This is a genomic window from Pseudomonas sp. ABFPK (genome assembly GCF_001586765.1).
Taxonomy (GTDB): Bacteria; Pseudomonadota; Gammaproteobacteria; order Pseudomonadales; family Pseudomonadaceae; genus Aquipseudomonas; species Aquipseudomonas asiatica.
On the sequence record NZ_LQXW01000027.1, the window covers coordinates 1 to 14167 of the forward strand.

The window sequence follows — 14167 nt, forward strand, 5'->3', positions numbered from 1 at the left end:
TTTCTGAGTTTTGTAAACACCTCGTCGAATCTCGGGTATTAATTTCCACTTTTTAGAAACCTTGACTCTCCAAGGGCCTTATTTTTCGTTGTCTAACAAGATTTGTTTACATAATTGGTCAGCATAACGGCAGAAGCCGGCAGGGTGGTCGTAATGGGCGTGGTGGGTGCCGCCGGCAAGGTGGCAGGCGATGCCGTGCTGCAGCGCCATCTCGGCGCTCAGCAGCGAGCCGCCTACGGCGCGCACGGTACGCCGGGCCAGGGCCTCGCTCCAGGGCAGGCCGAGGCGGCGCTGGTCCTCGCGTGACAGGTCACCGTTCATGTAGCGCTCGATGTAGCTGCGGTCGTGGGCCAGGGCGAGGATGTCGTTGGGGCAGATGTCCGGGCGCAGCAGGGCTTGGTCGGTGGTCAGCCCGCTGTCGATCAAGTGGTCGTGCAGCAGGCGGAACTTGTCCATGGGGAAGCGGTGTTCGGCAGGGAACTCCGGGCTGTAGTCTTCGTGGTAGATCAGCGGCAACGGCATGGGTGGGGTCGCAATCGGGGCCAGTGCTGATCTTGCCATGAGCTTGCTGGCCGATCACGTGTAGGAGCAGCCTTGTGCTGCGAAAGGGCCGGCATGCAGGACAATGTTCTGTGGCGGCTATGGCCTCTTCGCAGCGCAAGGCTGCTCCTACACGGAGTAGCGACAACCTGGACGATTGGCGTGTTATTTCGTGGTACTGGCCAGCACCCGCTGCCAGTCCGGCTCGTTCAGGCGGCCGAGGATGCGCGTCTTGCCATTGCCATCCACCGAAACGAACAGCGCACTGGCATAGCCGCTCTCACGCTCGCCCCCCGCAACTTTCTGCTGGCGGGCAAAATGGTCGATGCAGCCGTTGTGGGTCACCAGCACCAGGTTATGCCCCGGTCGTTTGTGTGCCAGCGCTTCGCTGGCGAACTGGCTGTCACAGCTTTCCAGCCAGTCCTCACTGGCCACCGCCTGGCCAAGGATGAAATGCGCGGTTTGCCGTGTGCGCAGTTTCGGGCTGCTGAGCATATCGGCGTTGTTAAGGCCCAGCTGGTGCATCCCTTGGCCAACACGCCCGGCAGCCTGGCTGCCGGCCACGGTTATGCCGGTGGGGGCGTCCAGGCACGGGCCGGGGGCGCTGTCGCAGCGCTCGGCGTGGCGGATCATCACGATCACCGCACCGTCGGCCCAGTCCTGCAGCAGGCCGCTGTCACTCAATTGCCGTTCGTTGCCAAGGTCCACGATATGCGTCCTCGTCGCCAGCCAGGTGCTCAACGCCGCCACGACCATGCACAGGCCAAGGGCGGCGCCGAGGGCTTTGCGGGTCAGGCGTCGCTTGCGCCGGGCGTGGATGGCAGGGTGTCCAAGGGTGTTGCTCGATAGCATGCGTTGCTCCGTTGGCATGGTCGCGGCTGGCGCGGCGGTGTTGGCTGGCATCCTGCCAACTGGCCTGTCGGGCGGCGGTGAAGGGCGTGTGAAAATTGCATTCGGGCGCGCCGGTTGGGTGAAACCTGCACCCGCGCCTACGCTGTAAACTGCAAGACGGTAAAACCGGAGCACGCCCGATGACCCCTATCCTGCAACTGGAAAGCGCGCGGCTGGTACTGCGCCAATGGCACGACGACGACCTGCGCGAGTTCGCCGCCCTGTGTGCCGACCCGCAGGTGATGCGCTACTTCCCGGCGCCGCTGACACGCCTGGAGGCAGCCGCGCTGATCGGCCGCGTGCGTGGGCATTTCAATGAGTACGGCTTTGGTCTGTGGGCTCTGGAGCGCAAGGACAGTGGTGCCTTCATCGGCATGACCGGGTTGTTGCACGTGGGCTTCGATGCCGATTTTGCGCCGGCGGTGGAGATCGGCTGGCGCCTGGCACGCCGCCACTGGGGCCTGGGTTTCGCCAGCGAGGCGGCGTGGACATGCCTGCGCTGTGCTTTCGCCCAATTGCGCCTGGAGGAAGTGGTGTCGTTCACTAGCGAGAGCAACCTGCCCTCGCAGAAGGTCATGCAGGCCATCGGTATGCAGCAGGACCTGAATGGCAGTTTCGAACACCCCCGCCTGCCCGTGGGCCATCCGCTGCGCCCGCATGTGCTGTACCGCATCGACCGCGCTCACTGGGAGCGTACCCTGCGCGCCTGAATGCATGGCCATGCCCGGCGCGAATGACAAACCCTGTATCATTTCCCTAATGGAGGGCGCTTGCCGCAAGATGTTCAGCGCCTATGAGATCGAGCGCCGCCTGGGCGGCGCATCGCGAGCAAGACTCGCTCCTACGGAGAACCCCCGATGAGTCATGTGTTGGACGACCTGGTCGACCTGTTGAGCCTCGAGTCCATAGAGGAGAACCTGTTCCGTGGACGCAGCCAGGACCTGGGCTTTCGCCAGCTGTACGGCGGGCAGGTACTGGGCCAATCGTTGTCGGCGGCCAGCCAGACGGTCGAGGATGCACGCCATGTGCATTCGTTGCACGGCTACTTCCTGCGCCCTGGCGATGCCAGCCTGCCGGTGGTGTATTCGGTGGACCGCGTGCGCGATGGTGGCAGCTTCAGCACCCGGCGGGTGACGGCTATTCAGAAGGGCCAGCCAATCTTCACCTGCAGCGCCTCGTTCCAGTACGACGAGGAAGGCTTCGAGCACCAGGCGCAGATGCCCGATGTGGTCGGCCCGGAGAACCTGCCCACTGAAGTCGAGCTGGCCCGGGCCATGGCTGACCAGTTGCCCGAGCGCATTCGCGACAAGGTGCTGTGCGCCAAGCCGATCGAGATTCGCCCGGTCACCGAGCGCGACCCATTCAACCCCCAGGCTGGCGACCCGGTGAAGTACGCCTGGTTCCGCGCCGACGGCAACCTGCCCGATATCCCCGCCCTGCACAAATACCTGCTGGCCTACGCCTCGGACTTCGGCCTGCTGACCACTTCGTTGCTGCCCCATGGCAAATCGGTGTGGCAGCGTGACATGCAGATCGCCAGCCTCGACCATTCGCTGTGGTTCCATGGCAACCTGCGTGCCGACGAGTGGCTGCTGTACGCCACCGACAGCCCCTGGGCGGGCAATGCCCGTGGCTTCTGCCGCGGCAGCATTTTCAACCAGGCCGGGCAACTGGTGGCGTCGTCGTGCCAGGAAGGCCTGATTCGCCATCGCAAGGACTGGGCATGAGCCTGGGCGAGGTGCGCAACTGGGTGTTCGACATGGACGGCACCCTGACCGTGGCCGTGCACGATTTTGCCGCCATCCGCGTAGCGCTGGATATCCCGGCCGAGCACGACATCCTCACCCACCTGGCAGCCTTGCCGGCGGACGAGGCGGCGGCCAAGCATGCCTGGCTGCTGGAGCACGAGCGTGACCTGGCGATTGCCTCCACGGCGGCCACCGGGGCGGTGGAACTGGTGCGCGAGCTGGCCCAGCGTGGTTGCCGGCTGGGCATTCTGACCCGCAATGCCCGTGAGTTGGCGCATGTGACGCTGGAGGCCATCGGCCTGGCGGACTGCTTCCCGGTGGAGCACATTCTGGGGCGTGACGAAGCAGCGCCCAAGCCAAGCCCGGATGGGCTGCTGAAGATTGCCAATGCCTGGGGTGTGACACCGGGTGAGTTGGTGATGGTGGGGGATTACCGGTTTGATTTGGACTGTGGGCGGGCTGCGGGAGCGCGCACGGTGCTGGTGAACCTGCCGGACAATCCGTGGCCGGAGCTGGTGGATTGGCATGCGGCCGATTGCCGGGCATTGAAGGTGATGCTGGGCTGAGTTTTTGTGTCGCCTGTGCGGGCCTCTTCGCGGGTAAACCCGCTCCCACAGGGACTGCGCCGAGCTCAAGTCCAGCACTCAACCTGTGGGAGCGGGTTCACCCGCGAAGAGGCCGGACCTGTCTATGCTGAACCCCAATCTATTCCCTGAACGGAGACCTACCCATGACCAGCAAGGCCATCTACGTAAAACCCGGCGGCGGTTACGACAAGGTCGAGGTCGGTACCAGCGAGGCTCTCGCACCCCAGGCCGATGAAATCACCGTGCGCCTGCACGCCAGCTCTCTCAACTACCACGATTTCGCCGTTGTCAGCGGCATGTGGGGCCCGAGCGAGCGGCGCATCCCTATGGCCGATGGCGCTGGCGAAGTGGTCGCGGTGGGGAGCGGCGTCACCGAGTTCCAGGTCGGCGACAATGTGGTCAGTACCTTCTTCCCCGACTGGCTCGACGGCCAGGCCAATGTGGAAGGCTTCGCCAGGGTGCCCGGCGACGGTATCGATGGTTACGCCCGTGAACAGGTCACCGCTCGCGCCACCGCCTTCACCCTGGCGCCCAAGGGCTTCAGCCATGCCGAAGCTTCCACTCTGACCACGGCCGGTCTCACGGCCTGGCGCGCGCTGATGTGCGACGACCACCTCAAGCCCGGCGATACGGTGCTGGTGCAGGGCACCGGCGGTGTATCGATCTTCGCCCTGCAGTTTGCCAAGCTGGCCGGCGCGACGGTGATCGCTACCTCGTCCAGCGACGCCAAGCTGGAGCGCCTGAAGGCCCTGGGTGCCGACCACCTGATCAACTACAAGAGCACTCCGGCGTGGGGTGAGAAAGTGCGCGAGCTGACCGGCAACCGCGGCGTCGATCATGTGATCGAAGTGGGTGGCCCGGCGACATTGGAGCAATCGATGATCGCCGCGCGCATTGGTGGGCATGTGTCGTTGATCGGCATCCTCACCGGCGTGGCCGGGCAATTGCCGCTGGTGCAGGCGCTGGTGCGGCAGATACGCCTGCAAGGCGTGCTGGTGGGCAGCCGCGCCCAACAGCAGGCGATGGTGCGGGCGATCGATGCCAACGGCCTGCGGCCGGTGGTGGACAAGCATTTCGAGCTGGAGCAGATCGTCGAGGCGTTCCGTTATCAGGAGAGCAACCGGCATTTCGGCAAGATCTGCCTGACCTGGTAATGGCTGGGGGCTGCTTTGCAGCCCATCGCTGGCAAGCCAGCTCCCACCTCGACCGCATCGGCCCCTAGTCCGGCAACAACCGGTCGCGGCTATTGGACAGGTGCAGGCACACCGCTGCCCGCGCCGCGTCCGGGTCCTGCCGACGGATGGCATTGAGGATCGCCTCATGCTCGAGGTTGGCCAGGTACGCCTGCCGCGCCAGCTTCGCCCCGCTGCGTTCGGCCAGGGCCATGCGGTTGCGCGGTATCAGGCCGTTGCCCAGCTGCAACAGCATTTCAGTGAAGTACAGGTTGCCAGTGGCCTCGGCAATCAACAGGTGAAAGCGCCGGTCGGCCTCGATACAGCTGTCGCCGGCGGCGGCCAGGTCCTGGTAGTCATCCAGCGCCTGGCGCATGCGCCTCAGGTGCCCCTCGTCACGGCGTAGCGCTGCCAAGGCGGCGGCCTGGCCTTCGAGGCCGATGCGCAGCTCCAGCAGGTCGCGCACATTCGCCGCGCTTTCCGCAGCGATGCGCAGGCCGGCCTGGGCCTGGCGCTCCATCACGAACGTACCGATACCGTGGCGTGGCTCAACCAGCCCCGAGGCCTGCAATTTCGACAGGGCCTCGCGGACCACGGTGCGGCTGACCCCATGCTCGCGCACCAGGCTGTTCTCCGAGGGCAACTTGTCGCCTGGCTTGAAGGTGCCCAGCAAGATCTGTTGAGTCAAGCTGGAGACCAGGTCATGGGCACGGCTGTGGCCGCGTTTGTGGGCTTGTTCGGTGGCCATGTTGTGATCCGATTGTTGTTGTGCTTGTACGACAAGTTAATCGATATAAATATTTTTTGCCGATTTTTCCTGTGGTCAAGTCAGCGAGTAGTTTGTCTATTTTTGCAAGATCGACGCATATAGGCTTTGCGCTACCTTGTATTTTGTGATTTTACCGATGTTGTTGATCTTGTCGTACAACTTCGCTGCGCATATGCTCCTCCCCACTGCCATGTCAGACAACCTCGACCCGCACAAAAACAATTAGTGGGAGATCCGCAAGTGAACGATACCCTCGCTCCGTCTGCCCGGAATGAAGGCGACGCCCTGGCCAGCGCCGTGGCCAAGGTCAAGCGCCACGTCCTGCCGCTGTTCGTCATCATGTTCATCGTCAACTACCTGGACCGCGTCAACATCGGCTTCGTCCGCCCCCATCTGGAAAGCGACCTGGGCATCAGCGCCGCGGCCTATGGCTTTGGCGCCGGCCTGTTCTTCATTGGCTACGCGTTGTTCGAAGTGCCCTCGAACATGCTGCTGCAGAAGGTCGGCGCAAGGCTGTGGCTGACCCGCATCATGTTCACCTGGGGGGTGGTGGCCACGGCCATGGCCTTCGTGCAGAACGAAACCCAGTTCTACGTGCTGCGCTTTCTGCTGGGGGTTGCCGAAGCGGGCTTCTTCCCCGGGGTGATCTACTACTTCACCCGCTGGCTGCCGGCCGCCGAGCGTGGCAAGGCGATTGCCATCTTCCTCAGCGGCTCGGCATTGGCGTCGCTGATTTCCGGGCCGCTGGCCGGCGCGCTGATGCAGATCCAGGGCCTGGGCATGCATGGCTGGCAGTGGATGCTGTTCATCGAAGGCATGGCCTCGGTGACGCTGTGCTTCTTCGTGTTCTTCTGGCTCGACTCCAGGCCGCAGGACGCCAAGTGGCTGAGCCAGGCCGAGCAGGAAGCACTGGTGGCCGCCATCGATCGCGAGCAACTTGAGCGCGAAGCGGTCGGCGCGGTCAGGCCATCGGCCTGGAGCCTGCTCAAGGACCGCCAGATCCTGCTGTTCTGCCTGATCTACTTCTGCATCCAGCTGACCATCTACGCCGCGACCTTCTGGCTGCCGAGCATCATCAAGCGCATGGGTGACCTCAGCGACCTGCAGGTCGGCTTCTTCAACTCGATCCCGTGGCTGATCTCGATCCTGGCCATGTATGCCTTCGCCGCCGGCTCGGCGCGCTGGAAGTTCCAGCAGGCCTGGGTCGCAGGTGCGCTGGTGATCGCTGCCATCGGCATGTTCATGTCCACCACGGGTGGGCCGGTGTTCGCCTTTGTCGCGGTGTGCTTCGCGGCCATCGGTTTCAAGTCGGCGTCGTCACTGTTCTGGCCGATCCCGCAGGGCTACCTGGATGCCCGCATCGCCGCAGCGGTGATCGCGTTGATCAACTCGGTCGGCAACCTCGGCGGCTTCGTCGCCCCCACCACCTTCGGCCTGCTGGAGCAGCAGACCGGTTCGATCCAGGGCGGCCTGTACGGCCTGTCGGTGACCTCGGTGCTGGCGGCCATGGCCATCTTCTTCGTACGCACTCGCCCAAAGGGCGTCCCTTCCGATGACCTCAAGGCCCCTTCGGCCCTGGGTCAGAGCCATTGATGACTGCGAGACAACAACCATGAACATGCAGACCCTTCACACCAGCACCCCCGTGGTCACTGATCTGCGCGTGATCCCCGTCGCCGGGCACGACAGCATGCTGCTCAACCTCAGTGGTGCCCATGGCCCGTTCTTCACCCGCAACGTAGTGGTGCTGCGTGACAGCGCCGGCAATACCGGGTTGGGCGAGGTGCCCGGCGGCGAGAAGATTCGCCAGACACTGGAGGACGCCCGCAGTCTGGTGGTCGGCCAGCCGATCGGCCATTACCAGCGCGTGCTCAATGCCATGCGCCAGACCTTCGCCAACCGTGACTCGGCTGGTCGCGGCCTGCAGACCTTCGACCTGCGCATCACCGTGCATGCGGTGACGGCCATCGAGTCGGCGCTGCTCGACCTGCTCGGCCAGCACCTGAACGTGCCGATGGCGGCACTGCTGGGCGAGGGGCAGCAGCGCGAGGCGGTGAAGATGCTCGGTTACCTGTTCTACATCGGCGACCGCCAGCAGACCAACCTTGCTTACCGCAACGAAGCCGATGCCGAGGACGACTGGTTCCGCCTGCGCCACGAAAAGGCCCTGACCCCGGACGCGGTGGTGCGCCTGGCCGAGGCCGCCAAGGCGCGCTATGGCTTCAGCGACTTCAAGCTCAAGGGCGGGGTGTTGCGCGGCGAGGAGGAGATGGAAGCGGTAACGGCGCTGGCCGAACGTTTCCCCGAAGCCCGCATCACCCTCGACCCGAATGGTGCCTGGTCATTGAAGGAGGCCATTGCCCTGTGCCGCGACAAGCACGATGTGCTGGCCTACGCCGAAGACCCATGCGGTGCCGAGAACGGCTACTCGGGCCGTGAGGTGATGGCCGAGTTCCGCCGCGCCACCGGCCTGCCCACCGCCACCAACATGATCGCTACCGACTGGCGGCAGATGGGCCATGCGATCCAGTTGCAGTCGGTGGACATTCCGCTGGCCGACCCGCACTTCTGGACCTTGCAGGGTTCGGTACGGGTGGCGCAGATGTGCAACGACTGGGGGCTGACCTGGGGTTCGCATTCCAACAACCACTTCGATATCTCGCTGGCAATGTTCAGCCAGGTGGCGGCTGCGGCACCGGGGGAAATCACTGCGATCGACACCCACTGGATCTGGCAGGACGGCCAGCGCCTGACCCGCGAACCACTGCGCATCGTCGACGGGCATGTGCACGTGCCGGCGCGGCCGGGGCTTGGGGTGGAGCTGGATGAAGACCAGCTGGCCAAGGCGCATGAGTGCTACCGCAACATGGGGTTGGGCGCGCGGGATGACAGCGTGGCAATGCAGTTCCTGATTCCGGGGTGGAGCTTCGATAACAAGCGGCCTTGCCTGGTGCGTTGAGGCTGCTGGCCTCTTCGCGGGCTTGCCCGCTCCCACAGGTACGCCACAGGTTTGAGGGGGTGGAGTACCTGTGGGAGCGGGCGAGCCCGCGAAAGGGCCAGTACAGCCACAACACACCCAAATGAAAAACAAAAGCTCCAGACGGCCTGGTGACGGGATCGGGTATGCCATTCGCGACTTCTGACGTTAATGGGGATGCCTGTCGTGATCGAACAGTTCCGGGGCGTTCTGGTGTAATTTCCCACAGCCCTGCGGGGCTTAAATGAAGCCCGACCTGCACTGACACGTTGCTCTGTGACGCGTGCCAAATATCAACAACAGAGCGCGAGTAACGTGTCGACTTATTGATTTCAAAGGAGATATTTTCGCCTACACCTGCCCGTCCATCCTTGTGTCAGTAAAAAGAGAACAACATCAATGAACACCGTGGGATCTGATGGCAACCTTGCACAAGGTTTCAAGCCACGTCACGTAACGATGCTGTCCATCGCCGGCATCATCGGCGCCGGACTTTTCGTCGGCTCTGGCCACGCCATCGCGGCAGCCGGGCCAGCTACCATAATTTCCTATTTCGTGGCCGGGACCTTGGTGGTACTGGTCATGCGCATGCTCGGCGAAATGGCCGTGGCACACCCGGACACCGGATCGTTTTCCACCTACGCCGAGCAGGCCATCGGCCGCTGGGCCGGCTACACCATCGGTTGGCTGTACTGGTGGTTCTGGGTACTGGTAATCCCGATCGAAGCGCTGGCCGCCGGGCATGTGCTGAACGCCTGGTTCCCGCAGGTGGACAGCTGGATATTCGCCCTGGCTTCGGTGCTGCTGCTGGCTGGTACCAACCTGTTCAGCGTGGCCAAGTACGGTGAGTTCGAGTTCTGGTTCGCCATTCTCAAAGTCACGGCCATTCTCGGTTTCATCGGCCTGGGTTTCGCCGCACTGATGGGCTGGCTGCCCAACCGCGAGGTCAGTGGCCTGAGCAGCTTGATGGCCGAGCACGGCGGCTTCGCGCCGAAGGGCTGGTCGGCCGTGGTTGGTGCGTTCATCACCGTGATGTTCAGCTTCATCGGCACCGAAGCGGTGACCATCGCCGCGTCCGAATCGAGCGACCCGTCGCGCAACATCGCCAAGGCCACTCGCTCGGTGATCTGGCGCATCAGTACCTTCTACATCCTGTCGATCTTCGTGATCATTTCGGTGGTGCCGTGGAACGACCCGCAGCTGGCGGTGGTGGGCTCCTACCAGCGTGCGCTGGAGATCATGAACATCCCCAACGCGGCCTTCATGGTCGACCTGGTGGTGCTGGTGGCAGTGACCAGCTGCATGAACTCTTCAATCTACATTGCCTCGCGGATGATGTACTCGCTGGCCAAGCGCGGTGACGCACCGGCCATGCTCAACAAGACCTCCAAGGTCGGTGTGCCACGCGCTGCGGTATTCGGCAGCACGCTGATCGGCGCGGCCATTGCCATCCTCAATTACTTCGCGCCGAAGGGTGTGTTCGAGTTCCTGCTGGCCAGCTCCGGTGCTATTGCCTTGCTGGTGTACATGGTCATCGCGATTTCGCAGCTGCGCATGCGTCGTCGCCTGGAGCGGGAAAACACCGAGCTGAAGTTCCGCATGTGGCTGTTCCCGTACCTGACCTGGGCGGTGATCCTGTTCATTGGCGGGGCACTGGCGGTCATGATGTTCACGCCTGAACACCGGGCGGAAGTGAGCTCGACATTGGGCCTGGCGATCGTGATTTCCTTCCTGGGGATCGTGACCACGCGGGGCAATGCGCAACCTGTGGGGGTGCGTTCGATGGGGTGATTGAGTTCACCTGGCGGTAGGGCAAAGGGCACCAGTGGATGGGTGCCCTTTGTTTTTTCAGCCTTTCATCATCTTGATGTATCTGATTGCCGCTGGCGCTTTCTCGAAGCGCCGGTGGATCAGGCTAAGCCACGAGCTGGCCTGGCAGTCGACAATACGGCGGTAGTTCACCTGCGGCAGGCTGATGCGCTGCACCACCGATTCCGGCACCACTGCGATGCCTTGGCCGAGTGACACCAGGGTGATCACCGCCACCAGGCTGCCCGGCTGAGGGCCGAGCCTCGGGACGAAACCACCTTGTGCTGCCACTTCCAGCGTGCCGGAGATCTGTTCGGGCAGGATGAAGGTTTCATTGGCCAGGCGCGAGGCCGGGATCTGCGGCACTTCATTTATCCGTGAGCTGGCGGGCAGGGCGAGGACGAAACCTTCCTGGTGCAAGGCGATGGCTTCGAGTTCCTCGGGCAGCTCCATCGGCGAGCGCACATAGGCAAGGTCAAGCAGGCCGTCGCGGACCATACCGGGCAGTTCGGCCATGGGCAGTTCGCGAATGTTCAGACGTACGCCGGGGCAGGTTTCGCTGTAGCGGCCGACTTGCTGCTGGAGCATGCCCGAGTACGCGGCCGAAGCCACATAGCCCAGTTCGATGCGCCCGCTTTCGCCTCGGGCGGCCCGTTGCGCGCCCAGTTGTGCAGCATCGAACTGGCGCACGGCATGTTCGGCCTCGATCAAAAGCGCCTGGCCCGCTGCGGTGAGGTTGACCTCGCGCTGGTTGCGCTCGAACAGGCGCACGCCCAGTTCGCGCTCCATGTCCTGGATCTGCCGGCTGAGCGTGGGCGGGGCGATGCCCAGCTGTTCGGCGGCACGGGTGAAATGACCGTGGCGGGCGACGCAGAGGAAGTAGCGGAAATGGCGGATTTCCATGGGTGTTACCTGCAGGGTAATGACGCGAGCCGCCGTGGCTAACAAGCCTGGGGGCTGGTGGCGTTATGGTGAGGCCAACACTACAAGGCTGGTGGCTTGGCGGCAAAGGCTGCCTGGGAATTGCAGGGGACCGCTTTGCAGTCCATCGCAGGTACAGGTATTGCGCAATCCTCGAAGGCGGTGCGGTCCCTGTAGGAGCTGGCTTGCCTGCGATGGGCTGCAGGGCAGCCCCGGCGATTTGACCAACCAGCCCTGCATCCGGAGCCTCACCATGCCCTCTGCGCGTTTCACCCTGCTCACCGCCTCCCTGGTCTGTGCCCTGATCATCCTCGACACCAACATCGTCGCGGTCAGCCTGCCCAGCATCGCCCGCGACCTGTCCGGCTCGTTTGCCGACATCGAATGGGTGGTCAGCGCCTACCTGCTGGCCTTTGCCGCCTGCCTGCTGCCCGCTGGCAGCCTGGCCGACCGCTTTGGCCGTCGCCGCATGCTGCTGCTCGGCCTGGCCCTGTTCGGCCTCGCCTCGCTGGCCTGTGGCGCGGCGCCCAACCTGCTGGTCCTCGACCTGGCCAGGGCAGCCAAGGGCGTTGGCGCAGCATTGCTGCTGACCTCGGCCCTGGCCGCGATCGGCAATCGCTTCCACCAACCCCAGGAACGCATGCGTGCCTGGGCCTTCTGGGGCGCCTGCATGGGCGCCACCATCACCTTTGCGCCGCTGCTGGGCGGGTTGATCGCCAGCACCCTTGGCTGGCGCTGGATCTTCTACATCAACCTGCCGTTGGTGGCAGTGCTCGCAGTGATGGTGCTGCGCAGTGTCGAAGAGTCCCGTGACAGCGCTGCGGCCCGGCTCGACCCATGGGGCAGCCTGACTTTCGCCGGCAGCCTGGGTTACCTGATCTGGGCAATGATCGATGCCAACCAGGTGGGCTGGGGCAGTGCGCAAACCCTGGGACGGCTGGTGATCAGCGCCTTCCTGTTCGGCCTGTTCGTCATGGTCGAGCGCAGCCAGGAACGGCCGATGATCGACCTGCGGCTGATGCGCAGCGGGCGCTTCGTTGGCGCCTTGCTGGGGATGTTTGCCTATGCTGCCTGCGCCCAGGTGATGATGACCCTGCTACCGCTTTACTTGCAGAACGGCCTGCAGCTGTCGGCCCTGGCCGCAGGGGCGGGCATGCTGCCGTTTGCCGTGGCCATGCTGCTGACGCCACGCCTGGGCATGCGTCTGGCTGCACACTTGAGCCCGGCGCAGGTGTTCGCGCTAGGCCTGGTATTGGTCGGGGCGGGTAACCTGCTGTGTGCCTGGGCCACGCAGCAGGGCGGTTACGGTGCATTCGCCCTGGCCAGCCTGGTGCTGGGTGCTGGCGCCGGGCTGCTGAATGGCGATACGCAGAAGAACATCATGGCTTGCGTGCCGCGTGAGCGTACCGGCATGGCTTCGGGGTTGAGTACAGCCACGCGGTTCGGGGCGATCGTGCTGGCCATCGGTGGGTTGGGTGGTGTGCTGGCTGCACGTAGTGGGCAGTTGCTGTATGAGGCCATGGCTGCCGTGGCGCCTGGGCAATCGGGCCAGGTTGCGGCGATGGCTACCCGGGTTGCCGCGGGTGATTTGCAGGCGGCGTTGGCGTTGCTTGAGCCCGGGTTGCGGGAAACGGTGGCACCCTTGGCCCGCCAGGCGTTCATCGGGGGCTTCGATGCCGTGTTGCAGGTCGCCGGTGTGGCGGCGCTGCTGTTTGCGGTGCTGGTCGGCGTGTTGCTGAGCCGGCCGCTGCCGGCCATGCCGGAAGTGTTGCTGGCTGAGAGGCAGTCATGAAGCGGGCGGTGGGGCATCACGACACAGCGACTGGGGCATCAAGCCCCTCGACGCGGCATTCGACAATCAGTCATTCAACAGCCATGGCTTCAGTTCCTTGAGGTTGCTCACCACCAGTTGCTGCGCCTCGGGGAGTACTGCCAGGTTGCGGTGGTCGATCAGGTAACGCTGCAACACGTACTTCACCAGTGCCCTGCGGCTGGGCACCACCAGTTGCCCCTGCGTCATGCCGAAGTCGGTTTCGATGATTGCCTTCTGCGCCGCGTTCAATCGCCCGTCAGGTTCGAAGATGATCGGCACCTCGACATTCCAGTCTTCGTCCTGCTCGCGTGTGTTCGGCGATTGGTCGAGCAAGTCTGGTTGCCCACGCAGGCGGCTGAGGACGAAGTCGCGATACTGGCCGTTCTTTTCGCAGTAAGCCCTCACGTGCCAGCGCATGCCGGTGTAGACCAGCGTGTGCGGGGCGATGAGGCGCACTTCCACGTTGGGGGTATTGAAGGACACGTATTCGGTTTCCAGGCGCAGGCCTTCACGGCAGGCCTTGAGCAAGGGACGCAGGACTTCTGGTCGGATGGGTCGGTCCGGCACTTCCAGCACCCGGGTATGCGCGTAGGCCAGTGCCAGCCCGTCGATGTGCGGGGCCCGCTCATTGTTCTGATAAAGCAGGTGCAGGTAGGCGCTGGCGCTGTCGTCGATGAACAGCGGCTTGAACTGCTTGCTCGGTACATAGCCCTTTAGCTGCTTGTCATATGTCAAGTTCTTGGGCGCATGTTCGGTGATGTAGGTATTGATGTCCTTCGACGCCTGCTGGCGGCTGATGCCAAAGCTCTGTATCAGGTGGCCCGTGGTCAGCCGGCCTTCCCACCAGGCAACGGTCTCGATCAAGCGATAACGAAGTGCCAGGTCCCAGCGTACCTGCTCGATGGATTGCTTGCGTTTCATACCCTCTCCATGTGCGCGA

At 63.8% G+C, this 14167-nt stretch carries 12 protein-coding genes and 1 pseudogene; 8 read left to right on the top strand and 5 right to left on the bottom strand.

Annotated features, from left to right (window positions below; all coding sequences use genetic code 11):
- Positions 1-117 precede the first annotated feature (117 nt).
- Positions 118-522 (bottom strand): annotated as a pseudogene (locus tag WM94_RS17965) (histone deacetylase); the annotation flags it as partial.
- 183 nt (positions 523-705) lie between these two features.
- Entirely contained in the window at positions 706-1392 is a 687-nt protein-coding gene (locus WM94_RS17970) for a histidine phosphatase family protein (protein WP_039613574.1), read from the bottom strand.
- A gap of 179 nt (positions 1393-1571) precedes the next feature.
- Between WM94_RS17970 and WM94_RS17975 the strand changes: the two genes are divergently transcribed.
- The 4 genes from WM94_RS17975 to WM94_RS17990 all read left to right on the top strand — a co-directional run bounded on the left by WM94_RS17975 (position 1572) and on the right by WM94_RS17990 (position 4920).
- Positions 1572-2141: a GNAT family N-acetyltransferase gene (locus WM94_RS17975; RefSeq protein WP_013974316.1), complete on the top strand. Its 570-nt coding sequence runs from the start codon at positions 1572-1574 to the stop codon at positions 2139-2141.
- 147 nt (positions 2142-2288) lie between these two features.
- A complete protein-coding gene (tesB, locus tag WM94_RS17980; protein ID WP_015271912.1) occupies positions 2289-3158 on the top strand; it encodes an acyl-CoA thioesterase II in 870 nt (289 codons plus the stop codon).
- The gene (locus WM94_RS17985; protein ID WP_013974314.1) at positions 3155-3745 is read left to right on the top strand and encodes an HAD family hydrolase; all 591 of its coding nucleotides are present in this window, start codon (positions 3155-3157) and stop codon (positions 3743-3745) included. The genes tesB and WM94_RS17985 overlap by 4 nt, the downstream gene beginning before the upstream one ends.
- A gap of 164 nt (positions 3746-3909) precedes the next feature.
- Positions 3910-4920, top strand: coding sequence for an NAD(P)-dependent alcohol dehydrogenase (locus WM94_RS17990; protein ID WP_061551843.1), 1011 nt, complete (start codon positions 3910-3912; stop codon positions 4918-4920).
- Positions 4921-4984: 64 nt separating this feature from the next.
- On the opposite strand, the gene WM94_RS17995 is transcribed toward WM94_RS17990, so the two are convergent.
- Entirely contained in the window at positions 4985-5686 is a 702-nt protein-coding gene (locus WM94_RS17995; RefSeq protein ID WP_061551844.1) for a FadR/GntR family transcriptional regulator, read from the bottom strand.
- Between the two features lie 261 nt (positions 5687-5947).
- Here WM94_RS17995 and WM94_RS18000 point away from each other — a divergent pair, with 261 nt between their 5' ends.
- The 3 genes from WM94_RS18000 (at position 5948) to gabP (ending at position 10475) form a co-directional block, all read left to right on the top strand.
- The gene (locus WM94_RS18000; protein ID WP_061551845.1) at positions 5948-7300 is read left to right on the top strand and encodes an MFS transporter; all 1353 of its coding nucleotides are present in this window, start codon (positions 5948-5950) and stop codon (positions 7298-7300) included.
- 19 nt (positions 7301-7319) lie between these two features.
- Positions 7320-8666, top strand: coding sequence for a glucarate dehydratase (gudD, locus tag WM94_RS18005; protein WP_061551846.1), 1347 nt, complete (start codon positions 7320-7322; stop codon positions 8664-8666).
- 417 nt (positions 8667-9083) lie between these two features.
- Positions 9084-10475, top strand: a complete 1392-nt coding sequence (gene gabP, locus WM94_RS18010; protein ID WP_003258117.1) for a GABA permease — start codon at positions 9084-9086, stop codon at positions 10473-10475.
- A 57-nt stretch (positions 10476-10532) separates the two neighbouring features.
- On the opposite strand, the gene WM94_RS18015 is transcribed toward gabP, so the two are convergent.
- Positions 10533-11396: a LysR family transcriptional regulator gene (locus WM94_RS18015; protein WP_061551847.1), complete on the bottom strand. Its 864-nt coding sequence runs from the start codon at positions 11394-11396 to the stop codon at positions 10533-10535.
- A 271-nt stretch (positions 11397-11667) separates the two neighbouring features.
- Between WM94_RS18015 and WM94_RS18020 the strand changes: the two genes are divergently transcribed.
- A complete protein-coding gene (locus tag WM94_RS18020; protein WP_061551848.1) occupies positions 11668-13206 on the top strand; it encodes an MFS transporter in 1539 nt (512 codons plus the stop codon).
- A 66-nt stretch (positions 13207-13272) separates the two neighbouring features.
- Here WM94_RS18020 and WM94_RS18025 read toward each other — a convergent pair whose 3' ends face one another.
- Positions 13273-14148 carry a WYL domain-containing protein gene (locus WM94_RS18025; RefSeq protein ID WP_054573615.1) on the bottom strand — a complete coding sequence of 292 codons (876 nt, stop codon included), beginning with the start codon at positions 14146-14148 and terminating at the stop codon, positions 13273-13275.
- Positions 14149-14167 lie beyond the last annotated feature (19 nt).

Bases quoted from the DNA above. Each gene is read 5' to 3' on its own strand.
- WM94_RS18020 (WP_061551848.1), top strand. From the start codon at position 11,668: ATGCCCTCTGCGCGTTTCACCCTGCTCACCGCCTCCCTGGTCTGTGCC.
- WM94_RS17985 (WP_013974314.1), top strand. From the start codon at position 3,155: ATGAGCCTGGGCGAGGTGCGCAACTGGGTGTTCGACATGGACGGCACC.
- WM94_RS18015 (WP_061551847.1), bottom strand. From the start codon at position 11,396: ATGGAAATCCGCCATTTCCGCTACTTCCTCTGCGTCGCCCGCCACGGT.
- WM94_RS17975 (WP_013974316.1), top strand. From the start codon at position 1,572: ATGACCCCTATCCTGCAACTGGAAAGCGCGCGGCTGGTACTGCGCCAA.
- gudD (WP_061551846.1), top strand. From the start codon at position 7,320: ATGAACATGCAGACCCTTCACACCAGCACCCCCGTGGTCACTGATCTG.
- WM94_RS17990 (WP_061551843.1), top strand. From the start codon at position 3,910: ATGACCAGCAAGGCCATCTACGTAAAACCCGGCGGCGGTTACGACAAG.
- WM94_RS18025 (WP_054573615.1), bottom strand. From the start codon at position 14,148: ATGAAACGCAAGCAATCCATCGAGCAGGTACGCTGGGACCTGGCACTT.
- WM94_RS17995 (WP_061551844.1), bottom strand. From the start codon at position 5,686: ATGGCCACCGAACAAGCCCACAAACGCGGCCACAGCCGTGCCCATGAC.
- WM94_RS17970 (WP_039613574.1), bottom strand. From the start codon at position 1,392: ATGCTATCGAGCAACACCCTTGGACACCCTGCCATCCACGCCCGGCGC.
- tesB (WP_015271912.1), top strand. From the start codon at position 2,289: ATGAGTCATGTGTTGGACGACCTGGTCGACCTGTTGAGCCTCGAGTCC.
- gabP (WP_003258117.1), top strand. From the start codon at position 9,084: ATGAACACCGTGGGATCTGATGGCAACCTTGCACAAGGTTTCAAGCCA.